Below are 21883 nucleotides of genomic sequence, written 5' to 3'. Positions count from 1 at the left end.
CATTTTTTCGTTTTAAAGACGTACTCTTAATTGTTAATCAGTAGGTTATAAGGTGTTTTTGAGTAACTTTTTTGTTTAATCCACAGATTGTATTTACATTCATTAAGAGATTAACCTGATTGATAACCTACTGTAGTGCTCTTAACCCAAACCTGATTACCATAACCTAATTGACAATATGCCTTCCTGTAAATTGACTGAGGCTCTTCATGCCATGGAGAACCAAACAACTGCTTACATCAATACCCTTAAAGATAACCCCGATGCCCGTTTACGCTCCCGACAAGCTTTTTACGAAAAGTATGGGTTTGGTCGGTGGACGAAGTATGGATTTGGAGAATCAGAACTGGACTTTCTGGAATGGGAGATCAAGAGAGGGGTGTTGAATCCTGTGGGAGGTAGCCCCTGGTGGTCTGCGGTCAATCTTGATTTTATATACTATGCTGAACTGGCTAAGAATATTTTTGAGTCCAAGGAAGAAATAGATGGGGTGGCTTTACCCGTACAGCGCTGGTTAGATTATCTACACACTCCTTCCTCCCAAACATGGTATATGGCACATAATACGAGTATCGTTATGGGGTATATAAAATACGTGGAGCTGGCAACACAGGAGAACCCTTACGAGCAGTATTTTATTAATGAGGTGTTGATGCGGGTGCTTTACGCACAGGAAATGGTAGACGGTAAAGCGGAGGGTTTTTGGAAAGTGGGAGAGTGGCTAGCGAACCCTAAGCTTCCTTCGGTAGATATTTTGGTAGGGTTACAAGACCTTTATCCTACTCATTATCCCCTAAGTAAAAAGGATATTATTCATGTAGAACATAAGGGGCGTAGCATAGAGATGTTTATGGAGGACTTCCTGGATGAGGTGTTGATCTCTTCTCAATTAGATGAGTTGTTTGCCGATACGGCAGTCTTATTACAGATCCCTGAACTAACGACTTTTGTTAAAAATAATAAGTGTATATACCCTATGGTGAACCAAAAAACTAACAAGAAGAAAATTGCGATTATTGGTGGAGGAATTGCAGGGATGACAACGGCTTGGGAGCTGAGCAATCAAGCGAACTGGAAAGAAAAATATGACATTACTATTTACCAGATGGGATGGCGATGTGGAGGGAAAGCAACGACAGGTGTAGGGATGGAAGGACGTATTGAGGAAAGGGGAATTCATATGTTTCAGGGGTGGTATGAGAATGCCTTTAGAATGGTTAAGGAGGTGTATCACCATATTGGTGAACAGGGACTGAACCCTGAAGGAGCCTTTCAAACCTGGAAAGATGCCTTTGTTCAAAATCCGGTGACGTTGATGGTTGAGCAGGATAAAGAAGGCAATTGGATGAACTGGCCAATGGTTTTGCCTACCAATAACCTAGAGCCAGGGACTGGTGAGCCAGTAAGCGTAGCTTTGTTACTAAAGGAATTTACCGCATTAGGGTTACAAATGTTGATCGGCTCGCCTTATCAGGAAGATGAGGATGGAGATGTCGGCTTCTTGAATGAGTGGCTACAGGATACATTCTTTGACCATCCCCTGAAAGGGAAAAAGAAGAAAAGTGGCTTGTCATATTTAACGGAGATGGCTGTGGATCGGGCAGAAGACTACCTGGATGTGGAGTTTAATGTACTGGAAGATCTACTGGAGGATGTATTGGCACTTTCGTATAAGGAGGATAGAAAGTTATCTACTCAGCAGATTGTGACCAAGTCCGATTCCTTTATGAAGGAGCTGTTTAAGCGTACGACAGCAGACTTTTTGGAAAAGCACAATAGTATTCGCCGTATTGCAGAAATCGTACAACTGGGGTTGGCCTGTGTGAAGGGAGTGTATAGTCAGGTATATAATGCGGAAAAAGATACTTATGAGTGGGGTAATATTAATGGGTATGATTTTATCGAATGGCTGAAAATGAATGGGGCTTCAGAAGAAGTGTGTAACTCGGCCATCGTACGTTTCTTGTACAAGGGAACTTTCGCTAACCAATTCAATGGGCAGCCCGGTACTGTAGCGGCAGATGTTGCCGTGCGTATGATGTTGATGATCCCAAGCTATAAAGGCAGCTTTGTATGGAATCTGAAGGGTGGCACAGGAGGCTCTTTTACGGCACCACTTTATATGGCCTTGAAAGATAGGGGAGTATCATTTGAGTTTTTCCATAAACTGTCAGAGGTAAGCTATACGGAAGGTAGTGAGATTGAGCAAATCATCATGGACCGACAAGTCGATCTAAAGGAAGGACAAACCCACTATGCCCCTATTGTGCAGCAAAATGGCGTGTGGCAATGGAGAGCAACACTAGACTATACACAATTGAATCCAGAGCAGGCAAAAGTCTTGCAAGAAGAAAATATCGATCTGGAATCGAATTGGTCAGGTTGGGAAAATGTAGCGTCTAACAGTTTGCAGAAAGGGAAGGATTTTGATATTGCCATTCTGGCTACCTCCATTAATCCCCTAAAGCAAACCTGTAAAGACATTATACAACATAAGCCTGCCTGGAAGGATATGGTCGACAATGTAAAGACTACCCCTACATTGAATGTACAGTTCTGGCTGAAAGAAAATATTGAGGATCTAGGTATGGACCTTGGAGAGTGGGGGATGAGTGAGGAGGCCTATGCCAATACAGTTATCTATGAAGATTTACTGTATTCATGGACCTCTATGACATTTGTAGAGCCTTATGAGGCATGGGGTAAACAGAATCAACCGAAACAAATCAGTTATTGGTGCGGAACATGGCCAGTACAAACGCCTCAACCAGCGCCTTCTGAAACCAACTACCCACAGCAGGAGCTGGACAAGCTAAAAGCGAATACCTATCAATGGATGAATGAGTATATGGGGTGGTTTTGGCCAAAGGCGGTACAGCAAGGAGCACATGGACAAGAGTTTGATTATAACTTGCTTTGTGATAAGGATATGGACCTGTCTCCTATGGAGCGATTTAATCAGCAGCATTTTGTCGTGAATATTGATCCATCGATGCAGTACGTTTTGGCACAGCCCGGTACAGACAAGTACCGCCTGAAAACGGATGCGACTTCTTATGATAACCTATACTTTGCCGGAGACTGGATTGACTTTGGAATGAATGTAGGATATATGGAAGGAACGGTGATCTCTGGCCTACAAGCTGCCCATAAGATTCTGGAGCAGCATATGGCTTGCGAAGAGGAGGAGTTGGCGCCAGTATTGGGTATTCAGTTTAATTAATACGATTGATCTTGGAGAAGATATTTATGAAAAGGATTTTACAGATGATCATCAGTATCGTGTTGCTTTTCCTTGGGAGTTTGACGTGGGGTAATGCAGGCAATCCGTTGACGTCTATTGGAAAAAAGGTGCATGTTTTAGAAGACCCAAGCCATACGATTACCATAGATGACTTGCTGAAGGGACGCTATGACAACGATTTTGTAGCCTACGATCAGGAGGTGCCTAACTTTCAGGCAACGAACTCAGCCTATTGGGTACGCTTCGATCGAAAGTACTTGAATCCTTTTCATGATCACTTAGGTGTAGGGAGTGCCTTTTTGGATACTGTGATGATCTATGAGGTAACTCCTCAAAAAGAAATCGTGAAGGAATTTATCACAGGAGATGCCTATCCTGCAAGTCAGCGGGAGATTGCGGTGGGGGATTTTATTTTCCGTTTATCTGACCGTCCGGATACAGAGGTATTTTTGAAAGTGAGTACGGTACAGCCGTTATTCTTTCCTTTGCGGACAGGAACCCTGCATGACTTTATCGCTTTTGAGCATGATCTTGATTTTGTTCAGGGGATCTATTTTGGATTTATGATCCTTATTTTCTTGTATAATTTCTTTATATGGTTGACGACAAGGGATAGTATTTATCTGATCTATGTTGCTTATGTATTGAGTATTACGGTCTTCATGGGAGCCGTGTTTGGGTATATGTTTGAATATCTATGGCCGGAGGTACCTATACTCAATGAATATGTGGTGATCAGTTCAGCATTTACACAAATATTTGCAGTAGCATTTACCATTCGGTTTGTAAAGAAGAGTGTATTACCCAAAGTATTGCTCTACCTGAACTACCTATATATTGCCTGGGGAGTCTTGATCATCGGATGTATTCTGGCAGATTACAAAGTACTGGCCCTAATGTTATCACAAGTAGGGTTATTGACCTTAGGGATATTGTTGATTGTCACGGGCTCTGTATCACTGGCCAAGGGGTATAAACCAGCCAAGTATTACTTATCGGCATGGGGCTGTTTGGTGGTAGGACTGGTGTTCGGTATCCTGGAAAGTGTAAATGTACTGGAGGTGAGTACTTACTTGAATCCTATGCAGGTAGGATCTGCTCTGGAGGTATTATTTTTGTCTTTTGCCTTGGGAGATAAGCTGAATTCCTTGAAGAAAGAGAAGGAGCAGGCTCAGAAGGTAGCTCTGGAAGCAGCAAGGGTAAATGAAAAGATGGTGCGTGAGCAAAATACGGTACTGGAGTATAAGGTGGCAGAAAGAACACAAGAGTTGAGCCAATCCAATGAAGAGCTCAAGACCTTGACAGAGGAACTATACACCACAATTGATACGGTAAAATCCCAGTCCAATATGTTGGAGGAGGCACATCATAATATTCAGTCCAGTATTAAGTATGCCCGGAGAATACAGAATGCCATTTTACCGGATATTGCACAAATGGAGAAGGTGTTGAGTGATTGCTTTATTTATTATGAACCAAAAGATGTGGTCAGTGGTGACTTCTATTGGTTTAAGCAAAGGAATGGATTATTCTTTTTGGCAGCCGTGGATTGTACGGGACATGGGGTGCCTGGAGGTTTTTTGTCTATGCTGGGAAGTGAATTATTGAATGAGGTGGTAACGTCTGAGGTAACCAATAATCCTGGAGAAATTATACAGGAGGTGAATAAAAGAATTAAAGAGGTACTCCGACAAACCGATACCAATAATATGGATGGTATGGATATGGCCCTTTGTGTGATTGATCCTCAGCAGCGTTTACTATCTTATGCAGGAGCCAAAAACCCATTGGTTTACTTGGAGGGAGATGAATTAGTCCGTGTGAAAGGAAGTATTTACTCTGTAGGGGGAAATCTACGAGAAGGGAATCCTACTTTTGAAACACATATATTTAAAACTACGGGAAAGAAGTTCTACATATTCTCCGATGGTTATCAGGACCAATCAGGAGGGGCATATCAGAAGAAGTTTATGTCCAAGCGCTTCCGGGAAGTCTTGCAGTCTACGGCTTATAACACGATGGATATGAAAGCACAAAAAGAGCAATTAATCCATATTTTGAATGAATGGAGAGGAGTGGGTAGTGAAAAAGAAGAGAAGCAGGTGGATGATATCTTGGTGATAGGGTTTGAAGTGTAATATCGTGGGTATCGATGATTTTCATCAATGATTGGAGTAATAACTCTCACTATCGGTCATCGCATATAATTGTATCTTTGCTGGCTTGAAAACAGACTTCATTGAGCAATGATACATGAACAAACAGAAGAAGTGGCCTATGCTTGGGGTCACTCCAAGCGATATAATTCCCAATCCGTTTATCTAAAGAATACTTATGGAGGCAGGGTACAGAAAGTATCTATTGCTGCAGATTTTACCTGTCCTAACCGAGATGGTTCCTTAGGGTGGGGAGGGTGTACTTTTTGCAATAACGAGAGCTTTATCCCCAGCTATACCAAGGGACTAGACAGTATTACAGCCCAGTTAGATAAAGGCTTAACTTTCCTAAAAAAGCGCTATAAGCGCAGTGCAATGTTTGTCGGGTATTTTCAAAGCTATTCCAACACTTATGGGTCGTTAGAAAAAATCAAAGAAATTTACCAGGAAGCATTGGCTCATCCAGACATTAGTGGCTTGGTAATAGGAACCAGACCAGATTGTATTACGAATGAGCAATTGGACTATCTGCAAGAACTCGCCAAGACCCATTACATTGATTTGGAGTTTGGGATAGAAGCCACCCAAGATGCCGTATTAGAAACCATTAATCGAGGACATGATTTTGCCACCTCTGTAGATGCGATTCATAGGGCTGCCGGAAGAGGATTTGAGCTAGGGGCACATATGCTTTTTGGTTTGCCCAATCAAAGTCGGGAAGCTATGCTAGCTCAGGTACATGACATCAACCGCCTACCCATCAATACCATCAAGTTCCATCAATTACAAATTGTGAAAGGGACCATTATGGCTAAACAATATAAAACTGACCCGACACAGTTTCATCTATTTGACCAGGAGGAATACATTGAGTTTGTGATTGACTTTATGGAAAGGTTACGTCCTGATATTACGGTGCAAAGATTGTTTAGTGAAGCGCCTCCTAGCATTAAAATCGCACCTCATTGGGGGAATGCCCGGATGGATGTGTTACAGCAGAAGGTAGAAGAACGAATGGAAGAGAGAGATACCTGGCAGGGAAAACTCCTGTAAGGACGACTCTTGTGGTCGCTCCGACGAAGAGTAAAGGAAGCAATAAACAGTAAGGGCGACTCTTGTGGTCGCCCCGACGAAGAGTGAATGAAGAATGAAGAATGAAGAATGAAAAGTTGATCTAGTGGTTACCCCTCGCCAAGAGACCCAATAAAAATCTCAACTCACCGAAGGTGAATCTCAACAGCGAAGCGCTCAACCAGCGGTGCAAGCCGCCTCAACAACAACTAAACAATATGAACGAGCGAAGCTCAATTAAACATCATGAACATAAGAAGGAGAAATGACGCCCAATAAAGAGAGATCATCTTCTTGAGGTTGCTTGCCTTTCCAGTCATCCAGGTTTTTCAGGATGATAGAAGCCATTTGTTCCGTAGGGATATGCCTACTTTTTTCTAACAGTTTAATGAGTCGCTTTCGTTGGAAACGACGTTCGCTTTCATGTTCTGTTTGCTCTACAATTCCATCAGAGAAAATATAGAATGCCTCGATTTCATCCAGCGGTTTCTGGAATGCCTTGAAGTTAGGTTCACCCAGAGCGATACCTCCAATACCCCAGGCATTGGCACGAATAAGTTTTGCCGAAGGGTCGCCAGGGGAGAAGTAGATCAAAGGCCTTCTCGCACCAATATAGGTCAATTGATTTTCTTCTTTGTCAATAATACAAAGTCCTAAGTCTACACCATCCTGTACATCCGTATTGTTCTGATGCAATGCCTTGATAATTTCCTTATGGGCATCTTTCAAGATCTGTTCTGGACGTTGTGTACTTTTATGTGTCACAATTTTTTCCAGAATGTTTAGGGAAATAAGGGACATAAATGCTGCAGGAACTCCATGTCCCGTACAATCGGCAATAACTAATACATGCTTATCTTTCAGTTGCTTGTACCAATAGAAGTCTCCACTTACAATTTCCTTTGCTCGAAAGGCCATAAAGCTTTTCCAGCCAAGGTTCTTTTCTATTTTTTTCTGGAATTGCTCAGGGGTACCTAAACTGGCCATCTGTATGGTTTTTGCATAATGGATCGCTTCATTGCGTAATTGCAATTGATGGTTGATCTCATTTTCCAGAAAGTTGGCATTAGCAATTGCTTTTCGACGGTTGTAATATAACCCTAAGTAAAATAAAGAGGCAGTGATTACAAATAGTAGAACGTAAGTAAAAGCACTTCTATACCAGGGACGGTGAGCAATGATATCAAGATAAGTGGGAGCACTCCATTGGTAATTCCCTTTTCGCTTGCCTCGTATGATTATTTGGTGCTTCCCTAAGGGAAGTCCATTCAGGTGAATAGCACCTTCATTGTTGAGTGTGATCCACTTTCCTTTTCCAGTTGGAAGTAATTGGTACTCATATCGCATCAGGGCTGATGGGTAAGTATTACACAAGAGATGTAGAGATAAGCTTTTTTGTTCTTCTACTTCCAATGCGTAGCGCCCTTCTCCTAATTGTTCTATGGATCCTATTTTTCGAATTTTAGCAGCAGGAGTTTGTATGAATGGGATAGGATCCGTCATACAAAAAATACCCTTGGAGGTACCACCCCAAATTTGTCCGGCAGGGTCCTTGACTAGGCTATAGCTCATAAAGCTAGTAGGGAGTCCGGATTCTTTTCCCAACGTGATGTATTCTTGAGTAGAGAGATCCATCATGGATAGTCCTTCAGCATCCCCAAACCATAACGTATTATTCTGATCCAGACAAAGTGATCGAATGAAAAGGCTGGACTCTCTATTGGAAGTCAGGCTTTTTAAGGAATCTCCTTGATGGTGGGCGACTCCCCATAGCCCTGAGAGGAGTAATCCCTGTTCAGGGTGCGCAATGATGTCTGTAAGACGTACGTATTCCTGAAAGGTGTTGTTCGCAATAGGAAGGCTAATATTTTCGAAACGATTGTGTTTGGTGTCAAAACGAAACAAATAAGCATCTTTACTATTGCCGGTGAGATAAAGCTCACCATCAATTGCTCGTATAACCCCTGTAATACTTTCGATGCCATCTTGGTAAAGTGTAACCGTAGGGTTGGCTTCGTCTGTAATTTTAAAGGCAACTTGCTCGCTTTTGATATTCCCCCAGACTGCACCCTCAAACGTTGTCAGGAAAGTGTTTTTTACATTGCTGTTATAATGGAAATCATGGATAAAAGACAGCTTTTCCTCCTTGGTATCATAAGTGTAAATACGTCCTCCATCTAATGCAATCCATAATTTGTCCCCCAAACTACACATGGAAGAAACCTCTCGTTTAAAAGATAAAAGGGAATCAGCCTGTATCTCTCGTTTTCCTCCACGCTCATGGATAGAGGTTCGGTATAGCGTTGTATGCTCTATATGATACATGTATCCATTATTGTGTGAGCTAATGGCTTCGCAGTATCCGTGATTTTCAGGATCTTGACTAACGAAAAGGTGAGGCTCGCACAAGAGGACTCCATTATCCGTAGACAACCAATACTGCTCTCCTAGTTTGGTGATCTGTTGGATATGATGCTCTTGTCCAAGAGAGGGAACTTTGGTATAGGAGAAGTGATTATCTTCTTTGTGGAGAATGAATAACCCTTCTATCCAGCTTCCAATAAGCCATTTGTCTAGTCCGAAGGGAGCAATGGTGGTGAAGTCATAATCTGGAATGATCGGGTATGTTTCCCAATCGGAGTTTACAGGATCGTATTGAAAGAGGAGAACACCTTCCTCCGCTGTGATCAAGAGTACACTGTGGGCATCAATGGGAAATACATCCTTGATGGATAAGGGACGTGGGGTACGGTATACCTCTTGAAATCGATCATTCTTGAGGTCATATCGATAGACATTGCCAGGGTTTGAAGCAGCATACAACATCCCATCCTCTAACTCAAAAAAGTTAAAAGAATCGGTGTGAGTATAGTCAATAGGTTGGTCTGTTTTTCCAAAAGCATGAAAGCTCCATTGCCCCATTGTATCAGAATATTTGAATATTCCATGATCGTCAGAGGTCCATAAATTATGGTGACGGTCCTCATAAAGGATTTTTGGATATTTGATTCCAGGATGTTCTCCTTCTACAGGTGTAGGGCCTAGCATTAATTCAAAAGAAGGAGCTTCTCCATCTTTGATATTAATTTTTATAATCCCTTTGTCAGTACTAGCAATAAACTCTCCATTTTTTCGATGAAGAATATGTTTGATGTAGGGGCTAGGAAGCCCTTCCGTATAGTGGTTAAGTGTAAGTCCGTCAAAGATTACTAAGCCTTTATCTGTCCCAATCAAGAGACGCCCTCCTTCTTCTTGGGCGATATGTTTGGTCGTGAGGAATCGCAATCCACTGTATTGATTGTAGTGGATGAAGTTAAAGTCTTGTGCAACAGCAGAGTATTGGAAGAAAAGCAGTGCAAGTAAAAAGGCTACAAAATATTTTAGATGCTTTTCAAATAACAAAATGCAAAAGTGGTTACAAGGTAAAACTAATCATAAAGTTAAGTCAGTATAAAAATATGCTAAATATATATAATAAAAATGATACCTGCATAAAGGGTATATATTTATCTTGAAAAAGTAATATATTGTTCATCTCTTTAACGACTATATTTTACGCATAACATCTTATAAATAAACTTTCAAATGAAACAACTATCTATTTTTCTTTTGTTTTATATATTAGGGCTAACGGGCGTGTACGCACAAGGTTCTAAAGTTGCTATTGTCATTCATGGAGGTGCGGGGGTAATTCTTAAAAAGAATATGACAGCAGAGAAAGAGCAAGCTTATCGTGAAAAGTTGCAAGAGGCGATGGATACAGGATATGCATTGCTAGAGCAAGGAAAAAGCAGTGAGGAAGCTGTAATTGCAGCGATTAAAGTGATGGAAGACAGCCCTTTGTTTAATGCCGGTAAAGGAGCCGTATTAACCAATAATGGACATTGTGAGTTGGATGCTTCCATTATGGATGGGAAGACGCTTAATGCTGGAGCGGTTGCTGGAGTAAAAACGATTAAAAGTCCTATAGAAGCAGCCCGAGCGGTAATGCATGAATCCAAGCATGTGATGCTATCTGGTTCAGGAGCAGAAACTTTTGCAAAAGGAGAGGGTTTGGAAATGGTGGATCCCGAATACTTTATCACCGAAAGAAGAAAAAAACAACTGGAAAAAGCTAAAATGCAGGAGGATGCCCGAGGAAACCTTGGAAATCCAATGGGCAACAATAATTTCAAGTTTGGAACAGTAGGAGCAGTAGCACTCGATAAGGACGGAAATATTGTAGCGGCCACCTCTACCGGAGGTATGACCAATAAACGCTTTGGACGTATTGGTGATTCTCCTATCATTGGAGCCGGAACGTATGCCAATAATAATACTTGTGGAATTTCCAGTACAGGGCATGGGGAGTATTTTATTCGTTTAGCGATAGCTCATCATATCTCCGCCCAGATGGAGTATGCCGGAAAAAGCCTGGAAGAGGCTGCCGAAGATGTGATTCAGAATAAACTAACCGACCTGGGAGGTACAGGCGGAATCATTGGCTTGGACAAGGATGGAAATATAGTGATGGAGTTTAATTCTCCAGGTATGTTCCGAGGATATCGCAAAAGCAATGGAGAGCAAGAGGTGAGCATCTACCGCTAAACTTTGTTGAATCGTTGAATCGTTGAATCGTTGAATTTCACCTTCGGTGAGTTGATTTGAGTTGATCTGTTGATTGAAATATATACTACTACTCATACAACATATCAACTCGAATCAACGAGCGAAGCTCAATTCAACTCAATACAAAGTATTGAAATTCAACGATTCAACAAAGCTAGTTAGCAGTGTGATAGTTATTTATTCAACTGAAACTGCTCGTAGATCCAGCTTAATTAAACAACATGAACATTAATTATCGGGCTTCCGCTACTTTCAGTTTAATCTTCTTCACTTTCTGCCCCTTAATGCGATCAATTACCTCATCCAGTTTCTCTCTTTTAATTGCAGCATAGCTCGCATGGTCCTGTATCTCAATCAATCCTACCTCATCACGTTCCAGCTGTCCTTTTTTACCTAAAAGTCCCATGATATCCATCTTGTTGATCTTTTGCTTTTTACCTCCAGAGAAGTAAAGGGTGGCCCACTCAGACAGCTCAGGAATAGGATATTCTTCAGGAATATTGATCCAGTCGATCTGATTCTGACTTTTGATATAAGGAGGAAGTTTATCCTCTTCACTGAATACCAGATAGGCTTTTCCTTCGGCATGCATTCGGGCGGTACGACCGTTACGGTGAATATAAGCATCTTCCGTCTGCGGTAGTTGATAATGCACAATATGCTTGATCTCAGGAATGTCTAATCCTCTGGACGCCAGGTCAGTCGTTAATAAAAACTGTATACTGCCGTTACGGAACTTGATCAAGGTACGCTCCCTTACATTTTGCTCCAGACCACCGTGAAAACTGTCAAAAGCTAGTTGATTGCTGATAAAGTACTGTGCAATACGGTCTACTGCAGCACGGTGATTACAGAAGATAATGGCCGAATCCTGCCCAAAACTACTGATCAGGCGCACCAATCCATCCAATTTATTGGCTTCACCTGTTCGGATTCCGTGTAGGGTAAGTCCTTTAGGCGTCCCTTCTTTTAGGAAGCTTAACGTTTTAGGGTTCTTGAGTGGCAAGAAGTCCGGCAACTCTTCTGCAGCCGTAGCAGAAGTTAGTAGGATTTGCTTATCTTCTGGTAATTGCTGCAGGATTTCATCCATATCAGCCCAGAATCCGAATTCCAATGCCTTGTCAAACTCATCCAATACCAGTGTATGAATGTTAGAGGGATCAAAACTACCTCTGATCAGGTGTTGTTTTAATCTGCCGGGCGTACCAATCAGCACTACCGGAGGTTCTACGAAGTTTTGTATTTCAGTAGCAACAGCATGTCCTCCGTAGACACTGTTTACTTTATGTCCAGTCTTCATCCCTTTCCAAACCTGCTCAATCTGTAAAGCAAGCTCACGGGAAGGAGCCATAATCAATGCTTGTACCGTACCTTCTAAGGCAGGATCCAAGTTGCGGAGTAGTGGAAGCAGGAAACCAACAGTTTTTCCTGATCCGGTAGGAGAGAGTAACATCACATCTTCTCCTTCAGCAGACGCATCCAAAGCAGTCAGCTGCATTTTATTTAATTCGTCAATGCCTAAATGTTTATAGGCACGTCTCAATGGTTTCTCAATATTCATGGTACAAAGGTAAGAAGTAAAAGGTAAAAGATAATAGGGAAAAGGTAATAGGTAAAAAGTAGGTGCGACCCCATGTGGTCGCCCAACTCCGTATAGTACATGGTCGCCCAGTCTAAATACGGGTTTTTGCAAGGATGCGAAGACCAAACTGTAGGGATACGATAAATTTCGCCCCTAAAAAAACATACGCAGATCAATAAATCCACCGGAAAAAACAGAGAAAATCAACCGGATATATCTAATATTGGAAAGTCAGACTGAAGCCAGTACTTAACAAAGAACAAATCAACTCAATTAAACAATTTAATAAGCAGCGCAAGCTGTGTCAACAGTTCAACGACTATGCAAGATATAGAGAACTTAGAGCTGCATTATCTTCAGATGGAAGATTATGAAGAGCTGAAAGAGGCCATGCAAGAGATGTATGCCGATATGCCAGATCCTTATTGGGAGAAGCATCAAATAAAAAGCCTTATTAAAAAATTTCCGGAAGGACAGGTCGTGATCAAGGTAAATGGCAAACTGGCAGGATGTGCCTTGTCTATCATTGTGAAAGCCTCTCAATGTGACCGCCAGCATACCTACGAGCAGATTACCGGAAATTATACTTTTAATACCCACTCCGATGAAGGGGATGTACTTTATGGCATTGATGTTTTTGTAGTACCGGAGTATCGTGGGATGCGTTTGGGAAGACGTCTATATGAGTACCGTAAGGAGCTTTGTGAAAAACTAAACCTGAGAAGTATTGCCTTTGGGGGACGTATTCCTAATTATCACAAATATTCTGAGGATTTGACTCCAAAACAATATCTGGAGAAAGTCAAGCGTAAAGAGATTCATGATCCTGTATTGGATTTTCAGATGTCCAATGATTTTCATCCTTCCCGTATCCTAAGAAGATATTTGGAAGGAGATAAGGATTCCAACGAGTTTGCGGTATTGTTGGAGTGGGATAATATCTATTACGAAGAGCCTTCCAATGAAGCACAAACGAATAAGACTGTTGTGCGTTTAGGATTGGTACAGTGGCAAATGCGTCCTTACAGTAATTTGGACGAAGTGATGGAACAGGCGGAGTATTTTATTGATTCCTTATCGAGCTATCGGGCAGACTTTGCGTTGTTTCCGGAGTACTTCAATGCCCCATTGATGGCCGCTTATAATCACTTGAGTGAGCCGGAAGCTATACGAGAGCTGGCAAAATATACCAAAGAGATCAAACAACGTTTTTCTGAACTGGCAGTGTCGTACAATATCAATATTATCACCGGAAGTATGCCGGAGGTTGTGGATGAAAGGTTGTATAATATCGGTCATTTATGTCGTAGAGACGGTACGACAGAGCGTTATGAAAAGCTGCATGTAACTCCGGATGAAGAGAAAGTTTGGGGCCTTCAAGGTGGTAATAAACTGGAGGTATTTGACACAGACTGTGGTACCATTGGCGTATTGATTTGTTACGACTCAGAGTTTCCGGAATTGAGTAGAATTCTGGCAGATGATGGAATGGATATCTTGTTTGTCCCTTTCCTAACGGATACTCAAAATGGCTATTCCAGAGTGAGGTTGTGCGCACAAGCTAGAGCGATCGAAAATGAGTGCTATGTGGCTATTGCTGGTAGTGTGGGGAACTTGCCAAAAGTACACAATATGGATATTCAGTATGCTCAGTCCATGGTATTGACGCCTTGTGACTTTGCTTTCCCGTTTGATGGCGTAAAAGCCCAAACCACTCCGAATACAGAGATGATCCTGATTGCAGATGTAGATATCGACTTGCTTACAGAGTTGAATCAGCACGGAAGCGTCCGAAACTTGAAGGATAGAAGGAAAGATCTGTTTTCGCTTTATAAGCGGAAGTAGCGTATTTAAGTTATGAGTTATGAGTTTTAATACTAACGCTGGTCGATGATTAGTGGTCAACTAGAACTGGTCGTAGCGTCCACGCTACGACCATATACATAAGTTGAGCGTCCTCGCTCAACTTACCCGTTTGTGAAGCTAATTCTACGATCAGCGTTAGTATAGGCTCGTTGCAACAAAGCCACTCATAACTCAATTTTAACCTTCACTGACTTAGAAGCAGGCGTATGGCTCCGATCTGCATGCAGATGCAAGGGAACCAAAGGATTGGCTTCCGGAAAGTAAGTAGCCACACATCCTCGAGGAATATCATAGGAGACCACCTTAAATCCTTCCACTTTTCTAATAAGGCCATCATAGCGACTGCTAATAGTGACACGATCCTCTTGCTTAAGGCCCTTAGCAGCCATATCCTCTGGATGCATAAAAATGACCTTTCTTCCATTGAAAATACCTCTGTAGCGATCATCCATCCCGTAAATAGTGGTGTTGAACTGGTCGTGGCTACGAATGGTCATCATCAAGAACTCATCTTGCTCTAACTCAATGCTTGATGTTCGGTTGATGGTGAAATTGGCTTTTTGATTGTGGGTATTGAAAATCCCTTTTCTAGCTCCATTTGGGAGTTCGAAACCGTGATTCTTATTCAACTTTTCATTGTATCCCTCAAAACCGGCAATGGTTTTCTCAATCAATTCCCGTATACGGCTGTAATCTTCAATTAAATAAAGCCAATTGATGTTGGAGTTTGGTAAGGTCGCGGCAGCCATGCGAGCGACAATTTCCGGTTCGCTCATAAGGTCTTTGGACGAAGGACGAATCATACCGTGGGAAGTGTGTACAATACCCATGGAGTTTTCTACGGTGACAAATTGCTCTCCTGATTTTTGAATATGGCGGTCGGTGCGCCCAAGGGTAGGCAGAATAAGCCCCACTTTTCCGTGTACCAGATGTGATCGATTGAGTTTGGTAGAGACATGCACCGTCAGGGAGCAGTTGCGTAAAGCCTCTGCGGTATAATGTGTATCTGGTGCAGCAGGAAGAAAATTCCCCCCTAATGCAAAAAACACTTTTCCTTTTTCCTTGTACATGGCTTCTATGGCTTCTACCACATTATATCCGGCTTCACGAGGAGGCTCAAACCCAAAAGAGCTAGCCAGTTTATCAAGTAAAGCCTTGGATGGACGTTCGTGGATGCCCATGGTGCGGTCGCCTTGTACATTGCTGTGTCCTCGGACGGGGCAGGTACCAGCACCTTCTTTTCCGATACTACCCTTTAGTAGAAGAAGATTGACCACTTCCTGAATATTGTCTACGGCATTGACATGTTGCGTTAGTCCCATTGCCCAGCAGGCAATAATCTTGTTATGATTAGCCAAGAGGCGCACAAGTTCTAGCACATCCTTTTCAGAAAGCCCTGTACGCTCCACTAAGGTGTTAAAATCTAAATGGGATAAATGTTCTTTTAATGCCTGAAAGCCTATGGTTTGGGTCTCAATGAAATGTTCGTCAAGGACATCCGGCTTATCTTCCGCAATCTCCAATAGCTTGATCATAATGGCTTTCAGTAAAGCCACATCTTCATTGATACGAATTTGAAGATAAAGATCGGTCAAGTGTGTCCCTTTACCAAGCATGCCGGAAGGCGACTGAGGGTTTTTGAACTGTACGAGTCCAACCTCCTTCAAAGGATTAATGGTGACAATCTTAGCGCCATGCTTTTTCGCTTTTTCCAGAGCGGTGAGCATGCGAGGATGGTTGGTACCTGGATTTTGTCCCATAATTAGAATCACCTCTGCTTTATAAAAGTCCTCCATCAACACAGACCCTTTGCCTATCCCCAAGGTATGCCCCAAAGCAACACCACTGGACTCATGACACATATTGGAACAGTCCGGAAGGTTGTTGGTGCCAAACATCCGTACAAAAAGCTGATAGAGAAAGGCAGCCTCATTGCTGGTACGGCCTGAGGTATAGAAGATGGCATCATCTGGAGAAGGTAAGGCATTTAGGGAAGACCCAAGTAGCTCAAAAGCTTCCTCCCATGCGATCGGTTCATAGTGCGTTTGCCCTTGTCGGATGACCATCGGCTGGGTAAGTCTTCCTTGTTGCCCTAGCCAGTAATCATCTTTTTGCAGCAGCTCATCCACACTATATTGAGTGAAAAAGGGAGCACCCGCTTTTTTATCCATCGCTTCCTCTGCAATGGCCTTAACACCATTCTCGCAGAACTCCCCCAATTTGGAGCGCTTTTCTGGATCTGGCCAGGCACAACCCGGACAGTCGATGCCATCTTTTTGATTCAAATGAGATAGTATCTTAAAAGCCTTGGGAATCCCCATGGCCTTATTGACCATAGAGACGGCAGCAGTTACCCCTTTGAGACCAGCAGCGGCATGGGGTGGTGTTTTGATCTTTAGTTTCTTGTGATGCTCAGACATAAAGTTTGCTTATTGGTGAAGGGTTAAAAAGTATGCTGGGTCGTAGCATTATAATGCTATTGCCCATTGAAATAACAATATAAGGAAATAATGACTTTTAGGGAGCGTAAGTTACAAGAGGTCTATTGATGTGGTCAAATTGTATGTACTAATATCATCAGTAAAACACAGGAAATCAAAAAAGAAACAATAGAGGCTGCAAAAACAGTAGGACTCCACCTTTCAGTAACCCGAAATGTATGGTCATTGATATTGTATGGGTTGTAAAAAAACGTGATAATATCCCCCTTTTTATACCGGTATTTAGGAGACTCCTTTAAAAGCATCTCATAAACTTCTCCTTCCAAATCAGTAAACCGAACATAAGGTAGAGGTACATAAACATCTGCACCAGGGTGTCCATCTGTATCCACACCTCCCATTGTTTGCACGATTACCGTAGCTTCTACAGGTACATATTTACTTTTTCTATGTGTATTTCGAAGGTGATTGATGATGAAATAAAAAAGTGTGATGAAAGCAAGTGCTGTGAGTAGTATCATATTGAAAAAGTGTTTTGAGTTGTTTAGCTTTTCAATAGATACGAAATTAAAATATACGGGTTGTATTAAAATTAAAAATAGTATAGAAAGATGAACAAACGAATCACCTCTTCCAATAAGAAAGTAATCATTCAGAAATTTGGAGCAGGAAAGAAGTATTGGATGAATGATAAAGAGTATACCGGAATCGTTGTGAGCAAGGAAGCAACCAATTCAGAGTATATTATATCTGATGGAGTTATTGCACCAGAAGGCTTTGTTCCAGAACATTACCACAAATGGGAAGACCAGACATTTCATATTATTAAGGGATATCTTGAAGTTAAAATTGGTGATGAAATGGCCAAAGTAGAAGCAGGAGATACCATTCATTGTCCGAGAGGGACTTCACATTACATAAAAAACATAGGAGATACAGAGGCGCAGATTATCAGCTATATTTTTCCAGGAGATTGGGCAGAGGACTTTATGGCGGAAACGAGTAAACAGGTGGAATCCGGAAACTTTGATCTGGAGCTCATAGAAGAGAAATATGGAGTAGTGTACTTGAAATAAGGCTCATAAGTAAAGCAGCCACTCAAGCACTTACTGGTCGAAGCGTCCCCGCTTCGATCCATACCATAATTTGAGCGTCCACGCTCAAAAAAATAGAATGCCAGTCGGAGAATCGGTGAAATAAATGCAGATCGTGATGACAAACCCAAGTAAAGGCCTATAGCGTAGAGGTACATTTTGCAAGAGCTTTAGTAGCGTCCTTGCAGGATTTCAAGAACAGTTAAAAATCTCATAATAAATTGTGTATGTCGAATATAAAGGGCAGATTTATAGAGATAATTCCTGTAAAGAGTCTATAGTATTAGCAACAGTAGTCTTTTATAACCAAACTTCTTTTTCTCTAGAACGGTATTTACTTTCTCTGATTGACATTTATGAAAAACCTATTGAATAAGATAATTTATCTTGGTACCGAATACCACGAAGATTTGGAGACAGTAAAAAGAGTTCGACTAGTTAATAGCTTGACCCTTGTCATCTCACCGGTGATTGTCATTGCATTGTATATTTTATGGGTAGACCTATCTTTTTTTACAGCGATAGCTTCTATTTATATCATATCGTGTCCATTCTTACCTTTACTTTTTAATGGTTTCGGTCAACTACGATTGGCGCAAGTATTTATCATCTTTGTAGTCAATATCAATACGCTACTTTTTGTGATTATCTTTGGGCCTTCACTCCATATACAATTTTTTCTGTTTCCTGCTTTAATCATTCCCAATCTACTGTTTCATTATAAGTTCAAGTTATTCAAGTACTCCCTCGCTCTGCTTTCTTTTTTACTATTTATCTACTTGAGCTGGCATACCAATCAATTTGATCCCATGATCAAGTTTGATGAAGCAACGAGTGAAAGCATCTGTTTGACGAATGATATCATGTTGTTTTTAGTGTTCTTCTTATTATTCTACTTATTTGATAAAGAGTCGAAATACCATATCTATCAAAATGAAGTGAAAACGGAGTTGTTAGAAGATAAAAACCAAGAACTAGAGCATTTTGCCTACTTGGCATCCCATGATTTGAATGAACCGCTACGAACGGTTAAAAGCTTTGTCGAAATTATTAATGATGAGTATTATGATACTGGCGATAAAGAGTTGAATATCTATTTTCAGTTTATTTATGATGCCATAGATAGAATGCAAGCTATGATCAGAGGGCTGTTGGAATATTCAAAATTAGGAGAAAATAAAACGTTTGAAAAGTTAGATATTCAGGAGGTAGTAAATGAGATAGAGGTAGACTTGAGTGATTTGTTAAAAACAAAACAAGTTGATTTTCAAATGAGTAACTTACCGGTGGTTACATGCTTACCGATTATAAAGCAAGTATTCCAAAACCTGATTGTTAATGGGATTAAGTTTCAAGAAGAAGGGAGCATACCTCAAATTCAAATCACCCATCAGGAGCATCCTACATGTTGGGAGTTTTGTGTCGAGGACAATGGAATTGGCATACAAGAAGATGTGAAGGGTAGAATATTCAGAATGTTTGATAAACTTCACTTAAAATCAGACTATGAAGGCCATGGAATAGGATTAGCCTTTTGCAAAAAAATAGTAGAGACTCATAATGGCAGGATTTGGGTGGAGTCTACCTTAAATGAAGGAAGTAGGTTTTCTTTTACTATTCCTAAAGTTAAGGTAGACAAGGGAGTTGAAGTCCCAAAATTGATTGTTCAGTCAAGCTCTTAGCTTTTCTGTTATAGGATACTTACGCCATAACGACTACAAATCCCCTTAACTTTCTCGATATCAGGAGGGCCTTCAGGGAGTGTTGCTAATTCTTCAAACATGTCTTCAATTCCGGCAGGGAAAATACTTAAACTTACCTTGGCAGGTTGCTCCCCCAAAACCTTAAAAAAGTGCATGTGATTTCTAGGCAGAAAGATACTGTCGCCACTTTGAAGTACATGGATTTGCTCCTCAAAATGAAATTCTACCATTCCTTCGATGACCTGAAACACTTCATCTTCCCGAGTATGTATATGGGGAGGAACCACTGTTCCAGGAGGATTATTTTGCTCGACCAAGGTGAAAAGGCCATTGGTATCTTTTCCTGTTAGTTTGATGGTAATGTGGTCACCTATTACGTTGAGTGCTTTACCTTCTCGTTGACGAATGATTTTTTCTTTGGAGCTCATGAAAATGGGAAGTAGGTTAAAGGTATATGTGCTTGTTGCTAACGAATAATAGTTTACGGATTTATTCTTGATGATTAAAGAAGTGGCTTCATTTTTTCTATTTTAGGATGTAGAAAAACCTCAATGAAATACCCTAATACATGAACAAGCCAAGCTTTAAAAACCTGAAAGCAATCTTTGTCAATTGTACCCTCAAGAAATCTCCAGCCACTAGTCACACATCAACCCTAATGGAGGTGGCTCAGCATATTATGAAAAAAGAAGGAGTAGCAGTGGAAACCATCAGGTTGATAGACCACGAAGTAGCCAATGGGATATATCCTGATATGACAGAATATGGCTGGGAAAAAGATGAGTGGCCAGAGTTATACCAAAAAATTATTGCTGCAGATATATTGGTGGTAGGAACACCGATTTGGTTGGGAGAGAAATCTTCCGTAGCTCAAAAGCTGATTGAACGACTTTACTCCATGAGTGCTAAAATGAATGATAAAGGGCAATATGTCTACTACGGTAAGGTAGGGGGATGTGTAGTGACCGGAAATGAAGATGGTGTGAAGCATTGTGCTATGGGGATACTCTATGCATTACAGCATATTGGATATTCCATTCCTCCACAAGCTGACTGTGGGTGGATCGGAGAGGTAGGACCGGGACCAAGTTATGGCGATCAAGAGTGGAAGGGAGAAAAATTGGAGCAGCCCGTTGGTTTTGATAGTGAGTTTACCAATCGTAATACGACATTTATGACGTATAATTTATTGCATTTAGCAGCAATGTTGAAGGCCAATGGAGGATATTCCGCCTATGGTAATTCAAGAAAGGATTGGGAAGATGGAACACGTTGGGAGTTTGAAAATCCGGAGTATCGATAACTGATAACCCTACTAAAATCTCTTTTTTCAAAACAATCTTCTGTATACATGGTTTTAATCTTCGTTAAGCTGCATCTAATGCAGAATTTTATTTTTTCTTTAAAACCATTAAAAAAATGATGCTTCGCTATACGCTAGGGTTCACCCTACTTGCATTACTGGGAGGTTGTATAGGAGATGATATCATCGACGATCGTGTCGATGAGGTAGTGACGATCGAAAATCCAATTGATTCCCTTCAGGTAGGAGTTACCTATCAACTCAATGCCTCTTTTCTTAATAATATAGGCATAGAAGAAGAAAGAGAGATTGCTTGGGAAAGTGCTGATGAGAATCTGGTGACTGTGGATCAAGAAGGAACCTTGGAGGGGATTGCAGTAGGAGATACCTATATTGTGGCACATGTGCCTATGAGTGATCGAATGGTGACCGATACGATGACATTACACATTAGTGAAGATCTAGAGGATGGCGTGAGTGGTGCGGACAAAGGAGGGCAGTTACGCTCAACGAGTAGTTATATTCTACAAGGGAATTTTACCGTAGTAGGAGAGAATGGAGGCATAAGAATTACGTTTGACGATACCTATAAGGCTTCGGAGGCCTTGCCTGATCTGGTCTTGTTCCTGACCAATAACCCAACGACAACTGCCGGTGCTTATGAGATAGGATCGGTAGAGATATTTAGTGGTGCGCATTCCTATTTTGTTCCCAATGTGGAGGTAGGAACCTATGAATATCTTCTGTATTACTGTGTGCCTTTTAATGTAAAGGTGGGAGACGGTCTGATCGATTAATTTTTATAAGCCATATCA

At 41.3% G+C, this 21883-nt stretch carries 14 protein-coding genes; 9 read left to right on the top strand and 5 right to left on the bottom strand.

Annotated elements, in window-relative coordinates; all coding sequences use genetic code 11:
• The first annotated feature begins 178 nt into the window (after window positions 1–178).
• From ABD985_RS06465 to mnmL, 3 genes are all read left to right on the top strand, one after another.
• Entirely contained in the window at window positions 179–3223 is a 3045-nt protein-coding gene (locus ABD985_RS06465; protein WP_345370209.1) for an NAD(P)-binding protein, read from the top strand.
• A gap of 26 nt (window positions 3224–3249) precedes the next feature.
• A complete protein-coding gene (locus ABD985_RS06460) occupies window positions 3250–5382 on the top strand; it encodes a 7TM diverse intracellular signaling domain-containing protein (protein WP_345370207.1) in 2133 nt (710 codons plus the stop codon).
• A gap of 108 nt (window positions 5383–5490) precedes the next feature.
• Window positions 5491–6453, top strand: a complete 963-nt coding sequence (gene mnmL / locus ABD985_RS06455) for a tRNA modification radical SAM protein MnmL/YtqA (protein WP_345370206.1) — start codon at window positions 5491–5493, stop codon at window positions 6451–6453.
• Between the two features lie 255 nt (window positions 6454–6708).
• On the opposite strand, the gene ABD985_RS06450 is transcribed toward mnmL, so the two are convergent.
• A complete protein-coding gene (locus ABD985_RS06450) occupies window positions 6709–9873 on the bottom strand; it encodes a SpoIIE family protein phosphatase (RefSeq protein ID WP_345370205.1) in 3165 nt (1054 codons plus the stop codon).
• A gap of 183 nt (window positions 9874–10056) precedes the next feature.
• Here ABD985_RS06450 and ABD985_RS06445 point away from each other — a divergent pair, with 183 nt between their 5' ends.
• Window positions 10057–11058 carry an isoaspartyl peptidase/L-asparaginase family protein gene (locus ABD985_RS06445; protein WP_345370203.1) on the top strand — a complete coding sequence of 334 codons (1002 nt, stop codon included), beginning with the start codon at window positions 10057–10059 and terminating at the stop codon, window positions 11056–11058.
• Window positions 11059–11311: 253 nt separating this feature from the next.
• Here ABD985_RS06445 and ABD985_RS06440 read toward each other — a convergent pair whose 3' ends face one another.
• Complete coding sequence (locus ABD985_RS06440; protein WP_345370201.1) at window positions 11312–12640, bottom strand: DEAD/DEAH box helicase; 1329 nt, start codon at window positions 12638–12640, stop codon at window positions 11312–11314.
• A 342-nt stretch (window positions 12641–12982) separates the two neighbouring features.
• Here ABD985_RS06440 and ABD985_RS06435 point away from each other — a divergent pair, with 342 nt between their 5' ends.
• The gene (locus ABD985_RS06435; RefSeq protein ID WP_345370199.1) at window positions 12983–14506 is read left to right on the top strand and encodes a bifunctional GNAT family N-acetyltransferase/carbon-nitrogen hydrolase family protein; all 1524 of its coding nucleotides are present in this window, start codon (window positions 12983–12985) and stop codon (window positions 14504–14506) included.
• A gap of 185 nt (window positions 14507–14691) precedes the next feature.
• Here ABD985_RS06435 and ABD985_RS06430 read toward each other — a convergent pair whose 3' ends face one another.
• Window positions 14692–16947 carry an FdhF/YdeP family oxidoreductase gene (locus ABD985_RS06430; protein WP_345370197.1) on the bottom strand — a complete coding sequence of 752 codons (2256 nt, stop codon included), beginning with the start codon at window positions 16945–16947 and terminating at the stop codon, window positions 14692–14694.
• A 134-nt stretch (window positions 16948–17081) separates the two neighbouring features.
• Window positions 17082–17489 (bottom strand): DUF3592 domain-containing protein, encoded by a 408-nt coding sequence (locus tag ABD985_RS06425; RefSeq protein ID WP_345370195.1) that lies wholly within the window; start codon window positions 17487–17489, stop codon window positions 17082–17084.
• 90 nt (window positions 17490–17579) lie between these two features.
• On the opposite strand from ABD985_RS06425, the gene ABD985_RS06420 reads away from it, so the two are divergent.
• Window positions 17580–18044: a cupin domain-containing protein gene (locus ABD985_RS06420; RefSeq protein WP_345370193.1), complete on the top strand. Its 465-nt coding sequence runs from the start codon at window positions 17580–17582 to the stop codon at window positions 18042–18044.
• Window positions 18045–18430: 386 nt separating this feature from the next.
• Window positions 18431–19744 carry a sensor histidine kinase gene (locus tag ABD985_RS06415; RefSeq protein ID WP_345370192.1) on the top strand — a complete coding sequence of 438 codons (1314 nt, stop codon included), beginning with the start codon at window positions 18431–18433 and terminating at the stop codon, window positions 19742–19744.
• An 8-nt stretch (window positions 19745–19752) separates the two neighbouring features.
• Here the strand turns inward: ABD985_RS06415 and ABD985_RS06410 are convergent, their stop codons facing one another.
• Entirely contained in the window at window positions 19753–20193 is a 441-nt protein-coding gene (locus ABD985_RS06410) for a cupin domain-containing protein (protein WP_345370190.1), read from the bottom strand.
• Window positions 20194–20333: 140 nt separating this feature from the next.
• Between ABD985_RS06410 and ABD985_RS06405 the strand changes: the two genes are divergently transcribed.
• A complete protein-coding gene (locus ABD985_RS06405) occupies window positions 20334–21068 on the top strand; it encodes a flavodoxin family protein (RefSeq protein ID WP_345370188.1) in 735 nt (244 codons plus the stop codon).
• Between the two features lie 116 nt (window positions 21069–21184).
• Window positions 21185–21865 carry an Ig-like domain-containing protein gene (locus ABD985_RS06400; protein ID WP_345370187.1) on the top strand — a complete coding sequence of 227 codons (681 nt, stop codon included), beginning with the start codon at window positions 21185–21187 and terminating at the stop codon, window positions 21863–21865.
• The last annotated feature ends 18 nt before the right edge of the window (window positions 21866–21883 follow it).

The organism is Algivirga pacifica (assembly GCF_039543525.1).
GTDB classification, from domain to species: domain Bacteria; phylum Bacteroidota; class Bacteroidia; order Cytophagales; family Flammeovirgaceae; genus Algivirga; species Algivirga pacifica.
The sequence above is the reverse complement of the archived record's forward strand: the minus strand, read 5'-3'. Positions and strand labels throughout refer to the sequence as shown.